The organism is Eikenella sp. NML03-A-027 (genome assembly GCF_001648395.1).
GTDB classification, from domain to species: domain Bacteria; phylum Pseudomonadota; class Gammaproteobacteria; order Burkholderiales; family Neisseriaceae; genus Eikenella; species Eikenella exigua.
Window position 1 is genome coordinate 539,346 of the sequence record NZ_LXSM01000016.1, and the last position, 19,254, is coordinate 558,599.

Genomic DNA, 19,254 nt, shown 5'->3' on the forward strand with positions numbered 1-19,254 from the left:
ATTCAGGCTACCTGAAAAACGAGAGCCTGAATGAAAGGAAGCCTGATAATGAAAAACATTTTTTGATACTGGCGATTTATATGGCTTCCTCCGCCTATGCCACGCCCAACCTGCAGATGGAAAAGCCGACGCTATCCGAAAACCTTGCCGTTTCTGCCGCGCCGGAAGCGTTGGAACAATTCCGCCAATTCTGCCCGCAAGGCACACCGGTGCTGTTTTTGAATGAATACGATCCTCAGCAGCAATATTTTCAGGTAGCCTGCCGCCAGGGGCAGATGGTGAAACCGCCTATGGCTTTGGTGTGGGGCTGGGCAGATAGCACGCCAGATACAGATAATTTAGCTGCAGACCACCGCTGCCGTGTTTTGGCTTTGAGGGCTGCAGTTGAGGTGATGTGGTGTTTCCGGTAGCTATGACTTCCGTTTTCAGGAATCAGCCGTTAAGAACGAGCGATTTAGAGCCGGTGAGGCGCAAAAAATTAGTGGTAGAGTCGGTTTCGGCTATGGCCTCAGTTTTATCGAAGGTGTAACCATCAGCGGCAGGAAGCTATGAACAAAGATTTTAGGCGGGCTGCCAGTTTTCAGGTAGCCTAAAGCTTATCAAACTCATTTCAATACAGGAAATATAAAAGTGGAACAATCCAACACAATCCTTTATGCCGCTATAGCTGCTCTGGTGGCCGGTATCGTGCTGTTTGCCGTGAGCAGGAAAACGCGGCAAGAAAACAGTGAATGGAGCAGCGGCCTGCAATGGGGCTACCTCCTGATGATGGTAGGCTCGTTTGGCCTGCTGGCCAAGCTGATGAGCCTCACGGCAGTGCTACTGCTGCTGGTGCTGTTTACCGGCGCGGTATGGCTGTGGGCGCGTTCGGCACGCAAACAGCGCAGGCAACTGACTGATCACGCTGAAGAAGCGGAGCAAGACGACAACCATTTCCGCGATTATATGGGCAGCTTCTTCCCGCTGATTTTGGTGGTGTTTGTGCTGCGCACTTTTGTGGCCGAGCCGTTTCAGATTCCCTCCAGTTCGATGCGGCCGGGGCTGGTGAAGGGCGACTTTGTGCTGGTGAACAAGTTTAGCTACGGCATCCGCGTGCCGGTGTTGAATAATGTACTGATTCCGGTGGGCCAGGTGCAGCGCGGTGATGTGGTGGTGTTTAATTATCCGGTGGAGCCGGATACCAACTACATCAAACGCATTGTCGGCCTGCCGGGCGATGTGGTGGAGTATCGTAATAAGGTGCTGACGGTAAACGGCAAAACCGAGCAGGATAATTTGGTGGGCGGCTACCAATATCCCGATGATTACAAACCGGAGCGGATTCTGGAAGCCACCCGCTTTTCCGCCGATTGGGAAGGCCGCCATTTCGATGTGCTGAAAAATGAAAACGCGCCCACGGTTTCCATCCCCTTCTTGGCCGAATCCGCCAATAATTTTGCTGCGAACGGCTACCAAAGCGGCTTGCGCGAAAATTGCGAATATGAAGCAGACGGCAGCGGCTTTAAATGCACGGTGCCGGCAGGCAAGTATTTCGCCATGGGCGACAACCGCGACAGCAGCGCCGATTCGCGCTACTGGGGCTTTGTGGACGACAAGCTGATTGTGGGCAAAGCGTTTTTCGTGTGGATGAACGTGGGCGATACTTCGCGCATCGGTAACACTATCCGCTGATAGGAAAGACAAACCGGCCGGCTGGCCGGTTTTTGCTGTTTATGTAAAAGGCTACCTGAAAGTTTCAGGTAGCCTTTATCCTTTTTGTAGATCAGAGGGATATGGTGCCTTGCTTCACTCCTGGTGGCGACTATTTGGATTGATCCGGCTGGAGCCAGCGGAAGGCGCGGCGCAGTTCGGCGGTGCCGTTGGTTTCGTAGCAGCGGCCGTGGGCGAGGATGATTTTTTCGGGCTGCCAGCCGAGTATTTGTGCCAGGCTCTCGCGGGCGGCGGCGCGGTTGCGGAAAGTGGCGCGCCAGTCGGGCGGGGTTTTGCCGTCGGGTTCAGCAATACCTACCCATTTCATTACCTGCGCCCAGAAATGGCTGGGGAATTTGCCAGGCTCGAAGTTTTCTATGAGGTCGGTGAGGATGAGGGTGCGGCTAGCGCGGTGGAAGAATACGGTTTCAGTCATGGCGCAGCTGCCGAGGAAGGGGAGCTGTGCGATGTCGTCTGCCCATTGGGGTGGGGCGCTGGGGCCTAAATCGGCATCGAAGGCTACGGCAATGCGCTGGGCAGCGGCGCGTTCGCGTACGCCGAGGCTGGCCCAGGCGGTAGCTTGGGGATAGTGTTTTTGCCAGGCGGGGATGTGGGCGTAGTGGATGCGGTTGGGCGAGACGAGGTGGCGCACTTCGCCCAATGCGTTGATTTGGGATAACAGTTCCGGGTTTGGCTCGATGGGGGAGTGGCACCAGAGGCCGCCATCGGCGAGGCGGATAACCGTCATGCGGGTGCTGAAAGGGATACTCAGGCCGAGCGGAAAGGCCATGCGCACGATGCCGCCGTCGGCAATCCAAATATTGTTGCCGAAGGGTTTGAGAGTGTGGAGCGGGCGGTAGAGGTGGATGGGGGTGCTCATACGGTTTCCTTGCTGGCGGTAAGCAGCTGTCGTTGAAGCCGGTGGTTTCAGGTAGCCTGTTGGTACATTGAGGCTACCTGAAAGCGAGCGGTGTGAGCTTCTGTGAAGTTGAAACTATCGGCTCATCCGTCTGTTCTATTCCGCCCAAATCACGGTTTCGGCGGCATCGCGGCGCGGTTTGGGTTGAATGTCGCGGGCACGGTAGCCGAAGGTGGCGGCCACGGACACGCCGTATTCGGCGGGGTCGAGCAGCCCGGCTTGGGCGAGGATGTGCTCCACGGCGGCGTAGTCCATGCCTTCCACGGCGCAGGAATCGATGCCGATCATGGCGGCGCCGGTGAGCATATTGGCCAGGGCGATGTAGCTTTGCTTGCTTGCCCAGTCAAACAGGGCGCGTTCGTCGTCGGCAATGGCGATATCGTGGGTTTGAAAGCTGCGGTAGCGCTCGAGGGCGGCGGCGTGCTGCTCGAGGGTGAAGCCGCGCCGGTTCATCAGCTCGCTGAAAAAGGGGCTGTCGTAGCGGGCGTGTTTTTTCGCCAGCAGGATCACTAGGTGGCTGGCTTCGGCAATGGTGGCCTGCATGCCCCAGGCCACGGGCTTGATTTTTTCGCGCAGCTCTTGGTTTTGTATCACCAGAAACTTCCACGGTTCGGAGCCGACGGAGCTGGGCGAGAGGCGGCCGAAATCGAGGATGGCGGCGAACTCTTCGGCGCTGATTTTGCGTGCGGGGTCGTAGTAGCGGGTGGAAACGCGGCGACGGAAAATATCGAGGGCTTGCTGGCGGGTGAGGATCATGATGGTTCCTTTCTATGGTGTTGCATGTTTATCGAAGGGATGATTGGTTTGGGCGGCGCAGAAACTGGCTCCATGTGTTTTTCAGGTAGTTCCTGATAACGGTGTTCGGGCATGCCGATTTGGCGGCTGACAGGGTTATTTGCTAGATGGAAGAAGCCGTCTTCGATTTCGTAGAGTGGGTGGCTCCAAAAGGCGTGGACGATAGCCGCATCGGGGTCGGCTTGGGCGAGCCAGCTTTGCAGTTGCGCGGCCAGGACTGCGCCTTGATTAAAGTTATAGCCTTGGGCGAAATCGGCTTTGAGCAGGAATACGGCCGACATCAGCCGGCAATAAGTTTGCACAAACACGGCCAGGCTGCTGTTGGCCAATACCCATTCCTGCTCCCAAGCGTTTTCGGCACGCGGCGAATACAGCCACACCGCATCATCTGCGGCCACCACGAAATAGCTGCCGCCATAGCCGTATTTGCCGAAACAGCGGGCTTCGCCGCGCGGGGTTTGGATGACGATGGTTTCATCGGGGAGGCGGACGAAGTGGAAACGGGCGGGCGGATAGTCGGCCAGATAGGCGATGCCGTCTTTGAAAACAGCATCGAGGCTGGCCGGTTCTCCAACGCTATAGGAGGCGGGGCGGAGGATGGGAATACGGTCGGCAGTGAGGGCGCGGGCTAGGTTCATGGCGGTGTTGGGGTTTGGCGTTGTCGATGGGCAGACTACCTGAAAGCCAAGTTAAAACTAAGGTTTATATCGATTATGGCGGGTATTTTCTACTTTCAGGTAGCCTGTTTCAGCAAGGCTACCTGAAAATTTTGCTATGCATTTGACTGCAGTGAAGTTTTGCAGAAACTCAGCTTCGACTGAGCCGAAACTTCGCTTTCAGGTAGCCTTTTGCCAACGAAACCGGCCTACAGTGCGGGCAGCCATTGGCTGAGGGTGTAAATCAGCAGGCCGACCAGGCCGCCGACTAAGGTGCCGTTGATGCGGATAAACTGCAAATCGCGGCCGATGGAAAGCTCGAGTTTGTCGCTCATTTGGCGGCTGTCCCAGCTTTTCACTTTGTCGGCGATAAATTTGGCCGCGGCATGGCGGTGGCGGCGCACCAGGCTGCGGGCGAGCAGGGCGAGGCGCACGTTGAGGCGGCGCAGCTGCTGCGGGGTGGCGGCATGTTGCTGCAGCAGGTAGGTGAGCAGGCTGTTCAGCCGGCGTGCAGCGGCGGAATCGGGGCGTTGGGCATCGGCGGCGAGGCGGGTGGTAAGGTTTTGCCACAGTTGGGCGATTTGCTGTTGCAGCTCGGGAGAATCGGCCAGGCGGCGTTTGGCCAGGGCGAGTTTGCGCTGCCAAGCTTCTGATGTGGCGAGCTCTTGGGCGAGGGTGCGGTATTGGCGGCGGAAGGCGGTGCGCAGCTCGTGCTGCGGGCTGGTGAGGGCGGCTTCGAGGTAGTTGTCGGCCCAATCGAGGGCTTTTTGCGCCACCCAGCTGTCGATTTGGCCAACGAGGCGGCCGCGTAGTTTGGCTTTGAGTTTGTCCCAGGTGTCGGGCTGGCTAGTTTCGATTTTTTCAGCCCAGGCGCGGAGGTTTTCTCCGAGCAAAACGCGGGTGTCGGGCTGTTTGATCCAATGGCGGATTTGGCCGAGCAGGGCGGTTTGCAGGTTTTCAGGTAGCCCTTGCTGATCGAGCAGGAGCAGGGCTTGGGAGAGGGCGGTGCCGAGTTGTTTGCCGCTGCCGTGTGTGGTTAAAAAGGCGGCGCCGAGGCGGGCGGCTTCTGGCGGCGGGATGGTTTGCAGTGCAGCGGGGATTTGGCGCGCGAGGGCGGGCAGCCATTCTTGGCGAGTGCTGCTGCGGGCCAGCCAGCGGCGCAGTTTTTCGGCGATGCGCAGACGGTAGATGCGGATGGCGATGGGGCGCTCGGGCAGGAAGTTGGTTTCGATGAAGCGGCCGAGTTCGTCGGCAATGCGGTTTTGGTTGCGCGGCAGGATGGCGGTGTGGGGGATTTTGAGGCCGAGCGGATGGCGGAAGAGGGCGGTTACGGCAAACCAGTCGGCCAGCGCGCCTACGGTGGCGGCTTCGGCGAAGGCTTTCAGGTAGCCCAGTGCGGGGTGGCGCTGCAAGAACAGTGCGGAAACGATAAACAGTAATACGGCCGCCAGCAGCAGGCCGCCGGCCTGGCGGCGGCTGCGTTGCAGCCTGGCGTGGGCGGCGGCTTCTCGGGCGTGGCCGGACAGGGTATTCATGGCTATAGGGCGCGGGCGGAATAGAGCGGCACTTTGCTCTCAGCCGACAGGCGTTCGATATAGGCCTGCAGCTTGGCGGGGAAGGCGATGCCTTTCACCAGGGTAAGGTTGCGCAACACGGGGAAAATGATGATGTCTTCCATGCCGGCGGCGCTGCCGTTGAGATAAGGCTGTTCGCCCAACAGCGCGGCCAGCTCGGGCAGGGTGAGATGGATGCGCTCGAGATAGGTGTTGGTTTCGGCTAGGTTTTGCTCGAAGCTGCCGATATTTTGCTCTTTTTTCTGCACGAAGTAGGCAATGGCTTCGGCGGTGGCGAATTCGGGCAGGGGCGGCTCGAGGCGCACTTCGCGCGGCATCACCAGATGGTTGTAGTATTTGTTTACTTGGTCGAACCAGGCCTGCACGGCGGGGCGGACGGTTTCGTCCAACCGGGCTTGGCCGGCGAATTCGTCCACATAGCGCACAATATCGAGGCTCTCGCCCATGTGGCTACCGTCGGGCTTTTGCAGGATGGGCACTTGTTTGGCGCCGATTAACTTGATGGGCGTGGCCTCGTCGTTGTTCAGCAAAATGATTTCTTCCACCGGCACGTTGCGCAGGCCGAAAATCATGCGGGCGCGTACGCAGAAGGGGCAGTGGTCGTAGATATAGAGCTTCATGGCAGTCTCCTTGGCGGGGTTTGATTTCAAACAGGCAGATTGTAGCACGGCGGCAGAAGGCTACCTGAAAGTATCGCGGATTAAAAAGGAGCCAACGCTGTCGCATTCTTATTTCCATTCACTATATCTGCCTGCCAAAGCCGTTGGCCTAGCAGCGCCGGGCGAATGTTCAGCGGCGCGGTTTGCTGTTAAAATCCGCTTTCTGTAACGAAACGGCAAAGCATCATGAGTATCGCCAACAATAAAAAAGCCTTTCACGATTATTTTATCGAAGACCAGCTTGAGGCCGGATTGGTGCTCGACGGCTGGGAAGTGAAAGCCGTGCGCGCCGGCCGCGTGCAGCTGAAAGAAAGCTATATCCACTGGAAAAAAGACGCGTTTTACCTAGTGGGCTGCCACATCACCGCGCTGCCCACCGCCTCCACCCACGTTAAGCCCGATCCGGTGCGCCAGCGCAAACTGTTGCTCAAGCAGAGCGAAATCAACAAGCTGATCGGCAAGGTGGAACGCAGCGGCTACACCCTCGTGCCGCTCAACCTGCACTACCGGCGCGGCTACATCAAAATGGACATCGGCCTGGCCAAAGGCAAAAAACAGCACGACAAACGCCAAAGCATGAAAGAAGCCGACTGGAAGCGCGAAAAACAGCGGCTGCTGAAAAACCGCTGAGTTGCTTGTGTGCCAGATTAAAGGTTACCTGAAAGCGCTATGCCGCCAGATTTCAGGTAGCCCAACCTTCAGCAGGAGCCCCTTATGAAACAATCCTCCCTTTTCCTCCCCATCGTGCTGATTATTTTCGGCGCCGTTTGGTTTCTCAGCAGCACCGACATCCTGCCCACCACCGCCACGCTGCTGGCTCTAGCGCTGGTGTTGGGCGGCCTTGCCCTGCTGCTGCTCGACGGCATCAACACCCAAAGCATTGTGCACGGCCCCATGCTGATGTATATCGGCGCTGCGGTTTACCTGCGCAACCAAATGTTTATCAACACTGCCCCGCTGGCCGCGCTCGGCATGATGCTGCTCGGCGCACTCATGCTGCTCGCCCGCAGCGGCATCGTGCCGCAAAAATACGGCGCCCACGGCATCCCGCTGCGCCGCAAACGCCGCAACGGCGAACAGGAATAACATCAAGGCTACCTGAAAAAGTTTTGGCCTGGCAAAAGCCCGGCCAAGCTCTCGTTTTCAGGTAGCCACTTACCGGAATTATTAGGAAAAACAATATGGCCATCATCATCAAAACCCCCGAAGAAATCCAAAAAATGCGCGAACTCGGCTGCCTGGCCGCCGAAGCCCTCGACTACATCGGCGATTTCGTCAAACCCGGCGTGACCACCAACGAACTCAACCAGCTGGTGCACGATTATCATATAAACGTGCAAGGCGGCTACCCAGCGCCCCTGCACTACGGCAACCCACCCTTCCCAAAATCCTGCTGCACCTCCGTAAACCACGTTATCTGCCACGGCATCCCCGACGATAAACCCCTGAAAAACGGCGATATCCTCAATATCGACATCACCATCAAAAAAGACGGCTTCCACGGCGACTCCAGCCGCATGTATGCCGTGGGCACCATCAGCCCGCAGGCGCAGCGCCTGATCGACATCACCCACCAAAGTATGATGGCCGGCATCGAAGTCGTGAAGCCCGGCGCCACCCTCGGCGACATCGGCTACGCCTGCCAGCAAATCGCCGAAAACGCCGGCTACTCCGTGGTGCAGGAATTTTGCGGCCACGGCATCGGCCGTAGCTTCCACGAAGACCCGCAAGTCGTCCACTACGGCAAAAGAGGCACCGGCCCCGTGTTGCAGCCCGGCATGATTTTCACCATCGAGCCCATGATCAACCAAGGCAAACGCCACCTGCGTATCCTCGAAGACGGCTGGACCGTGGTTACCAAAGACCGCAAACTCTCCGCCCAATGGGAACACGAAGTGCTCGTTACCGACACCGGCTACGAAATCCTCACCATCAGCCCCCGCACCGGCCGGCCCTAATCCCGCCCAATCCGGTCTGGCTCGGCCGGAGCAGATTCAGTTTCCAGCCGCGCCAGGCAAACCGACGGCACTGATTTCACTGCCATAAACACCCTCGCTACCTGATTTCCACCGCACTTTCAGGTAGCCTTTTCCCTTCGCCTAGCCCCGCCATGAACCGCACCTACCAAATCTTCTATTCCTTCTACACCGACGATGCCCACATCGACGGCGGCAGCCCCGTTACCGTATCTGCTGCCGAGCTGCCCCAATATTTCAGCCGCCTGCAGCAGCACCACGACTTCCTCGGCATCATCGACCGGCACGACAACACCTTCCAAATCCTGCTCGAAGAATTCAGCGGCTTTTACTGGGGCGAAATCCCCGACCCCGTAAAAGTGGGCGCACACGGCCGCTTCTACAGCGCCGAAGAGCTGCTCGAGCTCCTGGACAACCTGCCCGCAGAATTCGTGCCGCAAAACTTCGACGGCCTCAGCTTCCAGCCCTGGCAAGAATATTTTGAAGACACCCCCTACGGCAAAGAAGCCCAACACCTGTTTGAAAGCAGCGGCGACACCGGCGAAATGGTGCGCACCGCCGAAGACATCTGCGAATCCTGCCGCCTCGGCGCATGGGACAACCTCTGCGACGACGGCCTCGCCCTCCTGCAAAGCGAACTTCCCGCCAGCCCCGCCGCCTACACCGAAATCAACTACCAGCGCCTCTGCCGCAGCCTCGATTGGCTCGAAGACCTCGTGGCCGAAAACGGCGCATTCGACGAAGACAGCATGGACGACTTGTGCGACATGCTGCTCGAACGCATCGTTGATCTCGACAACTACCGCCAGCCGCGGCACTAGGCATAGCCCATCGAAAGGCTACCTGAAAGCGTATAGGGTGGGGTTTATGCCAGCTAAACAGCAAGAAAGGCTACCTGAAAAATGTTTTAGGTAGCCTTTTTGTCTTCCAGCTGTGTGGTGCTGTTTTGTGCGGCTTCGTCCAAATCTTTGAGCCAGGATAATTTTTCGGCGATTTTGGCTTCGAGGCCGCGTGGCACGGGTTGGTAGAAATCGGGCTCGGCCAGGCCTTCGGGCATATAGGTTTCGCCGGCGGCGTAGGCGTGCGGTTCGTCGTGGGCGTAGCGGTAGGCGCGGCCGTAGCCGAGCTCTTGCATGAGCTTGGTGGGGGCGTTGCGCAGGTGGGGTGGTACTTCGGCGCTGCCGTGTTGCTTCACGAATTGGCGCATTTGGTTGTAGGCGGTGTAGCCGGCGTTGGATTTGGCGGCGGCGGCCAGGTAGAGCACGGCTTGGGCGAGGGCGAGCTCGCCTTCGGGGGAGCCGAGGCGTTCGTAGGTGTGGGCGGCTTCGTTGGCGATGGTGAGGGCGCGGGGGTCGGCCAGGCCGATGTCTTCCCAGGCCATGCGGACGATGCGGCGGGCGAGGTAGCGGGGGTCGGCGCCGCCGTCGAGCATGCGGCAGAGCCAGTAGAGGGCGGCGTTGGGGTGGGAACCGCGCACGGATTTGTGCAGGGCGGAGATTTGGTTGTAGAAGCTTTCGCCGCCTTTGTCGAAACGGCGGATTTGGCTGCCGAGGCTGTCGGCCAGGAAGTCGGCGTTGAGGCGGCTGATGCGGCGGGTGGCGGCGGCGCGCAGGAGCTGTTCGAGCAGGTTGAGCAGGCGGCGGGCGTCGCCGTCGGCGGTTTGGATGAGCAGTTTTTGCGCGTCTGCTTCGAGGCTGAGGTTGCGGTATTCGGGCAGGGCGAGCACTTTGGCGGTGAGCGCGGCGAGTTCGTCTGCGGAAAGGGCTTGCAATACGTAAACTTGGGCGCGGCTGAGCAGGGCGGGATTGACTTCGAAGGAGGGATTTTCGGTGGTGGCGCCGATGAAGGTGAGCAGGCCGCTTTCCACATAGGGCAGGAAGGCGTCTTGCTGGGCTTTGTTGAAGCGGTGCACTTCATCAACAAACAAAATAGTAGCGCGGCCTTGCTGGAGGGCGATTTCGGCTTTGTTTACGGCTTCGCGGATGTCTTTTACGCCGGAAAACACGGCGGATACGGGCAGGAATTGGGCGTTGAAGCTCTGCGCGAGGATGCGGGCGAGAGTGGTTTTGCCCACGCCGGGCGGCCCCCACAGCAACATGGAGTGGGGTTGTCCGCCTTCCACGGCCACGCGCAGGGGTTTGCCCGCGCCGATCAGGTGCTGCTGGCCGACTACGTCGTCGAGCGTGTGCGGGCGCAGGCGTTCGGCCAGGGGGGCGGCGGGGGTTTGGGCGAAGAGGTCGTTGGGCATGGCAGGCTACCTGAAAAGTGGTAAGGCGTTGGGGTGGATTTTATAGCAAATTCTGTGCGGCGGCTTCTGGGGGAACGGGCTGGTTGTGGTATGATGCGGCGCGATGGGTTTCAGGTAGCCTTAAGCACATTGGCTGCGGATACTGAAAGGCTACCTGAAAGCTGTGTTTCCGATTTTCCCAAAATAGCCCAAGTATGGGCTGTTTTTAACGCTTGACTGATTCTTTCCTTATGCGATTCCGTTTTGATTTTACGGTGCTGTATGCCTTACTGGCGTTGAATGGGCTGGTGTTTGTGCTGATGCAGCTGCCGGGTTTTGAATTTTTGCAGCTGGCCGGCTCGTTGTGGCCGTTGGAGCACCTGCGCTACCGCTATTGGCAGTGGCTGAGCCATATGTTTTTGCATGCGAATTTCACGCATCTGCTGTTTAATATGGTGGTGTTGTGGTCGTTTGCGCCGATGCTGTTGCTACGCTTCGGCCAGCGGCGCTTTTTGCTGCTGTATTTGCTGTGCGGCTTGGCCGGGGCGCTGCTTTATACGGGCTGGAACGAATACCTGATTGCCAACGGCGTGCGCAATGTGGCCGAGCAAATCGGGCTGGACGAAGCTACAGTACGCTCGGCACTGCTCTCCGGCGGCCTGCCCAATGTGCCAGACGGCTTGGCGATGGCGTTTTATACGCACCTGCTGGGCGCATCGGGCGCGGTGTTCGGCGTACTCGCGGCGTTTGCGCTGTGCTTCCCGGATGCGCCGCTCACGGTGATGTTTTTGCCGATGCGGATTAAGGCGAAATATTTGGTGCCGGTGGCGGTGGGGTATGAGCTGTTTGCCCAGTTCGGCGGGGTATCGCTATTTGGCGACAATATCGCGCATCTGGCGCACGTGGGCGGCGCGGTGTGCGGCGCACTATTAGCCTGGTATTGGCTCAGCCGCCGCGAGCCGGTGTCGTTTACCGATTCTGGTACTTCGGATTTCAGGTAGCCTTTTTATACAAATCATTATTCCAACGGTGTTTTTATGAAATACATCAGCACGCGTGGGCAAACCGCGCCAAAATCTTTCAGCGAAGTTTTGCTTATGGGCCTCGCGCCCGACGGCGGCCTGATGTTGCCGGAGCGTTATCCGCAGGTGGATGTGGCCACGCTGCAACACTGGCGCGGCTTGAGCTACGCCGAATTGGCTTTTGAAATCATGAGCCTGTTTATCGATGATATTCCGGCAGCCGATTTGCGCCGCCTGACGGGCAACACCTACACCGAAGCCGTGTTCGGCACGCGCGAAATTACTCCGGTGCGCACCCTCTCCGACGGCATCAAAATCCAAGCCCTGTCCAACGGCCCCACGCTGGCCTTCAAAGACATGGCCATGCAGTTTCTCGGCCATGCCTTCGAATATGTGTTGGCGCGTGAAGGCAAATGCCTGAATATTATCGGCGCTACCAGCGGCGACACCGGCTCTGCCGCCGAATATGCCTTGCGCGGCAAGTCTGGCATTCATGTGTTTATGCTGTCGCCGCACGGCAAAATGAGCGCCTTCCAGCGGGCGCAAATGTATAGCCTGGCCGATGCCAACATCCACAATATTGCCATCGAAGGCATGTTTGACGACTGCCAAGATATTGTGAAAGCGCTGCAAAACGATGCTGCCTTCAAGCAGCAATACAGTATCGGCACGGTAAACTCCATCAACTGGGGGCGCATCGTGGCGCAGGTGGTGTATTACTTTGCCGGCTATTTCCGCGCCACCGCAAGCAACAGCGAAGAAGTGAGCTTCTGCGTGCCCAGCGGCAATTTCGGCAACATCTGTGCCGGGCATATCGCCAAACAGATGGGCCTGCCCATCCGCCGCCTGATGGTGGCCACCAACGAAAACGACGTGCTGAACGAGTTCTTCCGCACCGGCCGCTACCGCCCGCGCAGCGCTGCTAAAACCTACGTTACCTCCAGCCCTTCGATGGATATTTCCAAAGCCTCCAATTTCGAGCGTTTTGTGTTTGACTTATTGGGGAGAGGCAGTGTTCAGGTAGCCTCTTTGTGGCAGCAGGTGGCCTCGGGCGAAGGTTTCGATTTATCTGCCGAACTGCCGCGCATCCGCGACACTTTCGGCTTCGTGTCCGGCTCCAGCCGCCATGCCGACCGCCTCGCCACCATCCGCGCCATACACACAAGCGACGGGGAATGGCTCGACCCGCACACCGCCGACGGCATGAAAGTGGCGCGCGAATTGCGTGAGGCGGGCGAAACCGTCGTGTGCCTGGAAACCGCGCTGGCGGCCAAGTTTGCCGACACCATCAGCGAAGCCGCCGGACATGAAGTGAAACCCCCGCGCCCCGCCGCACTTGCCGGGTTGGGAAACCTGCCGCAACACGTTATCGTACTGCCCAACAGTGCGGCAGCAGTGAAAAGCTTGATTGAGCAGGCTTTGGCTTAATTGACAGACAATGAAAAGGCTACCTGAAAATATCGGCTTCAACGGAGCTCAAGCCAATTTCAAGTAGCCTTTGGGTGTATTATGAGCCGGTACGAACGCTTCAGCCTGAGCGGCATTGCACTGCCGCTGCTTCCACCGCTTGTGTGAGCTGCTGCGGCGATACTTCGCCCAGCAGGGTTTTGCGGTAGTTGCCGCAGGCCGGGGCGCGGATTACGGTGAAGGGCAGGGCGCCGGTTTGGTTGCCCAAGCCGCGCATCCAGGCGGTGCTGTCATTGCCGGTGTAACGCAGGATTGGGTAGCGCACTGGCACGCTCTGCAAAAAGAGGCTCACATCGGCAGGCTTATCCAGTGCCACGCCTGCCATGTCCACGCGCACTCCGCGCCGCTGTCGTTTTTCGGCGGCATACCATTGCGAAAGCGCCGGCATCTCGCGCCGGCACGGCACGCACCATGTCGCCCACACGTTTACTACCTGCACCCGCTTCTGCGCGCCAGTATCGAGCGAGGCAGGGCGGTTATCTGAATGGTTCACCAAATCTGCCGCATACAGCGGCACAGCGGCCAGCAGGGCGGCCAATCCAACATATTTTTTCAAAACAGATTTCCAAATTGTGAAAACAAGAGTGCCTATTGTACGATATAGTGGCTTAGAATTGAATCGACCGATGCTGATGCAGCTATTCCTTCCTGCCGCATTGACTCGTCTTAGCGTATAGTTTGTACTAGTCTGCAACTAGCTTACTTATGTATGAAAAAATAATTGCATCAACTATCTCTGCCGACAAACCGCTGTTTAAATCATCATTTCTCTGCGAGCACCCCATGAGCGAAACCGTTTTGCTGTATCACAACCCGAATTGTTCCAAATCCCGTGCCGCCTTAGAGTGGCTGCAACAGCAGCCGGGCATGGCCGTGCAAACACTGGATTACTGTGCCAATCCGCCTTTCGAAGCCGATTTGCGAGGGTTGCTACAACAGCTCGGCACCCAAGATGTGCGCAGCATCATGCGCACTGCCGATGCGGCCTATGCCGAGCTGGGTTTGGACAAGCCGGATTTGAGCCAAGACGAGCTGATTGCCGCGCTGCACCAACATCCGGCATTGCTGCAACGCCCGATTGCGGTATACCGACAACGCGCCGCCATCGGGCGGCCGTTGGAAAACATTATTGCCTTGTTCGATTAACTGATTGAGTTGTAAGTATATGTGAGACCACCATGCTGGCCATATTCCGCGGTTCCCTGTTGCGCCAAGTTTGGCGGGGCATCAAGCTCTGTCTGCTGGTGTTGCTGGTGCAGGCCGCATGGTGCACTTGGCTGGTGTACAGTTACAGCACGCGTACCGCTTCCCGGCGGGCAGATGCAGCGGTGGTGCTGGGCGCGGCGGCCTGGGGCAAAAATCCTTCGCCTGTGTTCCGCGAGCGCATCAACCACGGCATCACGCTCTACCGCAGCAATCGAGTGGGCAAGCTGATTTTCACCGGCGGCACGCCCAAGGCGGGCTATATGACCGAAGCCGAAGTGGCCCGCCGCTACGCACGCAGCCACGGCGTGCCGAATGAAGACATCCTGCTGGAAACCACTTCGCGTGATACGCAACAGAATTTGGAAAATACAAAAACTTTAATGTATAACAACGGCTTGGAAAGTGTTGTCATCATCAGCGACCCCTACCACCTCGCCCGCGCTGCCGCCGTGGCCGACTATGTGGGGCTGGATTACCAAACTGAGCCCACGCCCACCAGCCGCTACAGCGGGCAGAACCGTGCTAAATTCTTAGTCAGCGAAGTGCTGTCGCTGATGGCCTTCCAATGGTGGCGGTTGAGCGAAACCGCTGCTGCCTACGGGCGGGATTACCTGCTTTCGCGGCAGGCAGGGCAGTAGTTTTCAGCACACCGCTTCTTTGCTGCCGCCATTATCTCCCCGCCGGCAGGAAAAGGGATAGAGAGGCAACGGTATTTCCCCCTATTCAGTTCACATAATTTTCAGGTAGCCTTTTGCATGATTTGGGTGGCTTATTTTGCATTTTCGGTTTGGGTGCAGCTGTTTTTGGCAATGGTGGCTTTGAAGGTTTCGGGGTGACCAGTGAGGGTGAAATGGTGGGTGGTGGGGTAGTAGAGGTTGCTTTGGGCGAGCAGGGGGTCTTCGCACACAAGGGCGCGGGCTTCGGTTTGCAGTTTGGCGCGGATTTGTGCAACTGGCTGTTTGGCGAGCTCAGGATCGTTGAGAGTGAGGTATTTGTGCATGGTGCGCGCGGTGTGGTCGAAGCGGACGCGCTGTAGGGTGAGTTTTTCTTCGGTGAGGGGGAGGCGTTGGTTCATTCCGGGAATGAGGAGGATGAGGGCGGCGATTTGGCCGTTTTCTTCCTGTTGCGCCGGGCTTTGACTGCTTTGGATTTGGGCACAGCGGCCGGCGGGGATGGTGATGTTGATGGGGACGGTTTCGCCGCTGATGGTGTAGCGGGTGGTGAGGCTGCGAGTTTGGTTGAGGGCGGGGAATTGGGGATGTTCGCACCAGGAGGCTTCGGCCAGGGTTTGTAGGGCTTGGACGGTGGGCTCGCGTTCGGCAGCGGGCGGCAGTGGGAGCAGTTGGCTGTTGATGGTGGCATCAATCAGGATGTTGCCGCCTTGTGCGGTGGCACGACGGATGGTGAAGGGACCGGATTTGATGGGCGCGTCGTGGTTGATGCTACGGATGAATTGGGGCAGGCCGGCGGCTTGGCGGGCGGGCTGCTTGGTTTGGGCGGCAAGGGGCAGGGTAGCGGCGGATAGGATGAGGGCTAATTTGATTGCTTGCATGGTGGTTTCCTTTTTATGCGGGTTGGAGGCTACCTGAAAACTGTGGTTTGGTTTTTCAGGTAGCCTTTTTTTGTTTACGTTTTCTTGCAGCACAAGAGGCTGTGGCCGAGGCCGAGGTTGTCGTGGATTTTGGCTATTTGCAGGCCGGCGGCTTTGATGCAGCGGCTGAGGTCGGCGCTGTGGAAGATTTTGCTGTTACCGTTGGCTAGGGCGGTGAAGTAGAGGCTGGTTTGGGTGAGGCAGTAGGCGGCGGTTTCATATTTTTGCCTGTCCCACAGAGGCTCGAGGATGTAGAGGGTGCTGTTTACGCTCATGCTGGCTGCGGCACGGCTGAGAATGGAGGTAACTTGCTGTTCGGTAAAGCAGTCGAGGAATTGGCTCATCCAGATGGCGTCGAAACCTTCGGGGAATGGGGTGGTGGGGTCGAGTAGGTTGGCGGGGTGGCCGTGGATGCGGTCGGCGCCGGGCAGGCTGGTGGTGTGCTCTTTCATCAGTTGGATTTGTTGGGGCAAATCCATGATGGTGACCTGCACTTCCGGGTTGTATGCCACGCATTGCAGTGCCCAGCGGCCGGTGTTGCCGCCCACGTCGAGTAGACGGCTGATGGGTTGGGAGAAGACGATTTCCAACGTGGCGGGGAAGGATTGGTCGGAATAGAAGTGGTCGAAGGCGAGCCATTTTTCGAGGGTGCGCGGGGGAAGGCTGGAGAGGCCTTCGTATATGGTTGGCCAGCTACCGAACACTTTAAGCCCGGCGGGGCGGCCTTCGAGCAGGGCGGCTTCGAGATCGAACGCGGCTTGGTAGCATACATCGTGCACGAAATCCATGTTGATGGGGGACATGGAGTCTTTAATGAGAAACCAGCCGACTTTGCTGATGCGGTAGCGTTCGTTTTCGCAGAGGACGGTGCCGATGGAGAGGGAGGCTTCGAGCAGCACTTGGGCGGCATAGCGGCTGAGCTTGGCTTCTTGGGCGATTTCTTCGAGGGTTTGGCCTTCGGCGGCGCGGTTGAGGCGATCGAGGATGCCGAATTTCACCATCAGGCGGGAGGCTTGGAAGGCGATGGGGCCGAAGATGATTTGCTGGGCAAGGCGCTGGGCTTCTTGGGCGGCGTACTGCTCTTGGCTGTAGCGTTCGAGAGTGTGTTTGGCGTTCATAATAGATTGGCCGATAAAAGGGTTTAGGTTTTCAGGTAGCCTTTAAGCATAGTGGAAAGCTACCTGAAAGCGTCAGCTTCAACGAAGTTAAAACGGAGTTTCCGAAGGAAGCGGAGTTTCTACGAAGTCAAAACGGATTTTAGATAAGGCAGTATCAGCCTGCCCATTGCCCGCTGATGCGGGCGGCTTCCTGCAGGCGTTCGGGAGTGCCCACGTCGAGCCACAGGCCGGTGTGCATTTCGCCGCACACTTGGCCTTGCTGCATGGCTTGGTGCAGCAGGGGGGCAAGTTTGGCGCACTGGTGTGCTGCGGTGTGGGCGAAAAGCTCGGGGCGGTAGAGGCCGATGCCGCTGAACGTGTGGGCGGGCTCTTGGGATCCGGTGTCGGTAACTTGGCCGCCAGCTTGGAGGCGGAAATCGCCTTGCGGGTGGTGCGGAGGGTTGGGCACGAGCCAGAGGTGGGCGAGGGTGTGCGCGCTCATTTGGGCGGCACGCTCGATGGCGGTGCGGCAGTCGAAATCGGTGAGGATGTCGCCGTTGATCACCAGGAAAGGCTCGCTGCCTAAGAGCGGCAAGGCGGTGGCGATGCCGCCGGCGGTTTCCAGCCCGCCGGGTGCTTCGGGCGAATATTGGATAGACACGCCATAACGGCTGCCATTGCCGAGGCCTTGTTCGATTTTTTCGCCGAGCCAGGCGTGGTTAATAACGATTTCTCTGATGCCGGCGGCCGCCAGGCGGCGCAAATGCCAGCCGATGAGCGGCTCGCGGCCGCAGGGGAGCATGGGTTTGGGCAGGGTGTCGGTGAGCGGTCGCATCCGCTCGCCGCGCCCGGCGGCCAGAATCATGGCTTTCATGGTTTCAGGTAGCCTTAAGAGTGAGAAAACCGGGCGATTATATAGCGGAATGGGTTTTCAGGTAGCCTTTTTGGTGGCAAGAGCCGGTAGGTTTGGCACTAATGTCCGAACTGCGGCTACCTGAAAATAAAAAAAGATGAGTATGAATGTGGCAATGACGAGCTATGTTTGAGTTAAAAGGCTACCTGAAACGGATAAACGCTTTTCAGGTAGCTTTGGCTTAACACCTGAGCGCAGCTATTTCGCCTTGGGCGTGCGGTGGGAGCCGCGCACCATGTCGAGCAGGAACAGGCGGCAGTCGAGGTTGCCGTTGTAGAGGGGGATTTTGCGTTTGGGGGACAGGCGCATGAGTTTGGGCAGGTCGCGGTCGGCGGTGAGCAGGCCGCAGAGCCAGCCGGGGTAGTGCTGTTTGAGCCAGAAGCCGATCTGGGGGTAGAGGGCGTGCAGGGTGTGGATTTCTTCAAGGCGTACGCCGTAGGGCGGGTTGGCGAGGAGGATACCGTTTTCACCGTTGGGGCGGGTGTCGCGCACGTCGGCTACCTGAAAAACGATGTGCCCGGCCACTTGGGCTTCGCGGGCGTTGATGGCGGCGGTTTGGATGAGGCGGCGGTCGGTGTCGCTGCCGGTGATGGGAGCAGGGGCTTGCGGCAATACGGCGGCTTGGGCTTCTTGGCGCAGGCGCTGCCAGAGGCCGGCATCGAAGTTGGCCAGCTGCTCGAAACCGAAGCGGCGGTCGAGGCCGGGAGCGCGCCGGGTAGCGATGAGGGCTGCTTCGATGGGGAGGGTGCCGCTGCCGCAGAATGGGTCTTGGAAGGGCTGGCTGCCGTTGTAGCCGGCGAGCAGGAGCAGGCCGGCAGCTAGGTTTTCACGCAGGGGGGCGCCGCCGGTGTCTTGGCGGTAGCCGCGTTTGAACAGGGCTTTGCCGCTGGTGTCGATAAAGAGGGCGGCGTGCTGTTCGCTGATAAAGGCGTGGATGCGGATGTGCGGATTGGCTTTATCCACACTGGGGCGTTGACCTTGGCTGCTGCGGAAGCGGTCGCATAGGCCGTCTTTGATTTTGAGGGTGGTAAAGTCGAGGCTTTTCACGCGGGCGCGTTTGCCTTCCACCTTGATTTTGAAGGTTTGCCCGGCATGGAACCAGTCTTCCCAACGAATGCTTTTGGCGGCACGGTAAATGTCGTCTTCGCTGCGGTAGGGCTGTTTGGCCAGTTGCAGCAGGATGCGGCTGGCGGTGCGGGAGTGGAGGTTGGCGCGGTAGGTGGCTTCTAGATTTCCTTGGCAGGATACGCCGCCGTCGGTGGGGGCGATATGGGTGCAGCCTTGGGCGGCAAGCTCTTGGGCGAGGATGGTTTCGAGGCCGCGCGGGCAGGTGGCGAAGAGGGTATGGATGGTCATGACTGGCAATCGGGGTTGGTTTGGGCTGCGATTATAGCGGGAAACGGACAGATTGCGGCGGAAGGCTACCTGAAAACCATCCGGTGGCAGCTTGCGCAGTATCATTG

At 58.6% G+C, this 19,254-nt stretch carries 21 protein-coding genes; 10 read left to right on the forward strand and 11 right to left on the reverse strand.

Annotation, left to right across the window (positions count from 1 at the left end):
- The first annotated feature begins 80 nt into the window (after positions 1-80).
- Both A7P96_RS08110 and lepB read left to right on the forward strand, forming a co-directional pair.
- Positions 81-410, forward strand: a complete 330-nt coding sequence (locus A7P96_RS08110) for a hypothetical protein (protein WP_067526150.1) — start codon at positions 81-83, stop codon at positions 408-410.
- A 220-nt stretch (positions 411-630) separates the two neighbouring features.
- Positions 631-1,671: a signal peptidase I gene (gene lepB / locus A7P96_RS08115; protein ID WP_067526152.1), complete on the forward strand. Its 1,041-nt coding sequence runs from the start codon at positions 631-633 to the stop codon at positions 1,669-1,671.
- A 130-nt stretch (positions 1,672-1,801) separates the two neighbouring features.
- Here the strand turns inward: lepB and A7P96_RS08120 are convergent, their stop codons facing one another.
- The 5 genes from A7P96_RS08120 to grxB form a co-directional block, all read right to left on the reverse strand.
- Complete coding sequence (locus tag A7P96_RS08120; RefSeq protein ID WP_067526154.1) at positions 1,802-2,569, reverse strand: DUF4336 domain-containing protein; 768 nt, start codon at positions 2,567-2,569, stop codon at positions 1,802-1,804.
- 135 nt (positions 2,570-2,704) lie between these two features.
- Positions 2,705-3,364: an NAD(P)H-dependent oxidoreductase gene (locus tag A7P96_RS08125; RefSeq protein WP_067526156.1), complete on the reverse strand. Its 660-nt coding sequence runs from the start codon at positions 3,362-3,364 to the stop codon at positions 2,705-2,707.
- A complete protein-coding gene (locus A7P96_RS08130; protein WP_067526158.1) occupies positions 3,361-4,041 on the reverse strand; it encodes an SUKH-4 family immunity protein in 681 nt (226 codons plus the stop codon). Before A7P96_RS08130 ends, A7P96_RS08125 begins: the two co-directional genes overlap by 4 nt.
- A gap of 227 nt (positions 4,042-4,268) precedes the next feature.
- Complete coding sequence (locus tag A7P96_RS08135) at positions 4,269-5,594, reverse strand: DUF445 domain-containing protein (protein WP_067526160.1); 1,326 nt, start codon at positions 5,592-5,594, stop codon at positions 4,269-4,271.
- 2 nt (positions 5,595-5,596) lie between these two features.
- A complete protein-coding gene (gene grxB, locus A7P96_RS08140; RefSeq protein ID WP_067526164.1) occupies positions 5,597-6,253 on the reverse strand; it encodes a glutaredoxin 2 in 657 nt (218 codons plus the stop codon).
- Positions 6,254-6,475: 222 nt separating this feature from the next.
- Between grxB and smpB the strand changes: the two genes are divergently transcribed.
- From smpB to A7P96_RS08160, 4 genes are all read left to right on the forward strand, one after another.
- On the forward strand, positions 6,476-6,922 hold the full coding sequence (smpB, locus tag A7P96_RS08145; RefSeq protein WP_255361181.1) for an SsrA-binding protein SmpB: 447 nt from the start codon (positions 6,476-6,478) through the stop codon (positions 6,920-6,922).
- A gap of 84 nt (positions 6,923-7,006) precedes the next feature.
- Positions 7,007-7,378, forward strand: a complete 372-nt coding sequence (locus A7P96_RS08150) for a hypothetical protein (RefSeq protein WP_023886748.1) — start codon at positions 7,007-7,009, stop codon at positions 7,376-7,378.
- 95 nt (positions 7,379-7,473) lie between these two features.
- On the forward strand, positions 7,474-8,250 hold the full coding sequence (gene map / locus A7P96_RS08155; protein WP_067526166.1) for a type I methionyl aminopeptidase: 777 nt from the start codon (positions 7,474-7,476) through the stop codon (positions 8,248-8,250).
- 152 nt (positions 8,251-8,402) lie between these two features.
- Complete coding sequence (locus A7P96_RS08160; protein ID WP_067526168.1) at positions 8,403-9,089, forward strand: hypothetical protein; 687 nt, start codon at positions 8,403-8,405, stop codon at positions 9,087-9,089.
- A gap of 86 nt (positions 9,090-9,175) precedes the next feature.
- Here the strand turns inward: A7P96_RS08160 and A7P96_RS08165 are convergent, their stop codons facing one another.
- Positions 9,176-10,516 carry a replication-associated recombination protein A gene (locus A7P96_RS08165; RefSeq protein WP_067526170.1) on the reverse strand — a complete coding sequence of 447 codons (1,341 nt, stop codon included), beginning with the start codon at positions 10,514-10,516 and terminating at the stop codon, positions 9,176-9,178.
- Between the two features lie 230 nt (positions 10,517-10,746).
- On the opposite strand from A7P96_RS08165, the gene A7P96_RS08170 reads away from it, so the two are divergent.
- Together A7P96_RS08170 and thrC are read left to right on the forward strand one after the other, a co-directional pair.
- Positions 10,747-11,496 carry a rhomboid family intramembrane serine protease gene (locus tag A7P96_RS08170; RefSeq protein WP_067526171.1) on the forward strand — a complete coding sequence of 250 codons (750 nt, stop codon included), beginning with the start codon at positions 10,747-10,749 and terminating at the stop codon, positions 11,494-11,496.
- 36 nt (positions 11,497-11,532) lie between these two features.
- Positions 11,533-12,945 (forward strand): threonine synthase, encoded by a 1,413-nt coding sequence (thrC, locus tag A7P96_RS08175; RefSeq protein ID WP_067526172.1) that lies wholly within the window; start codon positions 11,533-11,535, stop codon positions 12,943-12,945.
- 100 nt (positions 12,946-13,045) lie between these two features.
- On the opposite strand, the gene A7P96_RS08180 is transcribed toward thrC, so the two are convergent.
- Positions 13,046-13,540: a TlpA disulfide reductase family protein gene (locus A7P96_RS08180; protein WP_125080193.1), complete on the reverse strand. Its 495-nt coding sequence runs from the start codon at positions 13,538-13,540 to the stop codon at positions 13,046-13,048.
- Between the two features lie 227 nt (positions 13,541-13,767).
- Here A7P96_RS08180 and arsC point away from each other — a divergent pair, with 227 nt between their 5' ends.
- Both arsC and A7P96_RS08190 read left to right on the forward strand, forming a co-directional pair.
- Positions 13,768-14,130 carry an arsenate reductase (glutaredoxin) gene (gene arsC, locus A7P96_RS08185; protein WP_067526372.1) on the forward strand — a complete coding sequence of 121 codons (363 nt, stop codon included), beginning with the start codon at positions 13,768-13,770 and terminating at the stop codon, positions 14,128-14,130.
- A 32-nt stretch (positions 14,131-14,162) separates the two neighbouring features.
- Entirely contained in the window at positions 14,163-14,828 is a 666-nt protein-coding gene (locus A7P96_RS08190; protein ID WP_067526173.1) for a YdcF family protein, read from the forward strand.
- A 131-nt stretch (positions 14,829-14,959) separates the two neighbouring features.
- On the opposite strand, the gene A7P96_RS08195 is transcribed toward A7P96_RS08190, so the two are convergent.
- From A7P96_RS08195 to A7P96_RS08210, 4 genes are all read right to left on the reverse strand, one after another.
- Positions 14,960-15,742 carry a hypothetical protein gene (locus A7P96_RS08195; protein ID WP_067526174.1) on the reverse strand — a complete coding sequence of 261 codons (783 nt, stop codon included), beginning with the start codon at positions 15,740-15,742 and terminating at the stop codon, positions 14,960-14,962.
- 74 nt (positions 15,743-15,816) lie between these two features.
- Positions 15,817-16,899, reverse strand: coding sequence for a methyltransferase (locus A7P96_RS08200; RefSeq protein WP_067526176.1), 1,083 nt, complete (start codon positions 16,897-16,899; stop codon positions 15,817-15,819).
- A 154-nt stretch (positions 16,900-17,053) separates the two neighbouring features.
- Positions 17,054-17,752 (reverse strand): N-acetylmuramate alpha-1-phosphate uridylyltransferase MurU, encoded by a 699-nt coding sequence (gene murU, locus A7P96_RS08205; protein WP_067526180.1) that lies wholly within the window; start codon positions 17,750-17,752, stop codon positions 17,054-17,056.
- Positions 17,753-17,989: 237 nt separating this feature from the next.
- Positions 17,990-19,147 carry a class I SAM-dependent RNA methyltransferase gene (locus tag A7P96_RS08210; RefSeq protein ID WP_067526182.1) on the reverse strand — a complete coding sequence of 386 codons (1,158 nt, stop codon included), beginning with the start codon at positions 19,145-19,147 and terminating at the stop codon, positions 17,990-17,992.
- Positions 19,148-19,254 lie beyond the last annotated feature (107 nt).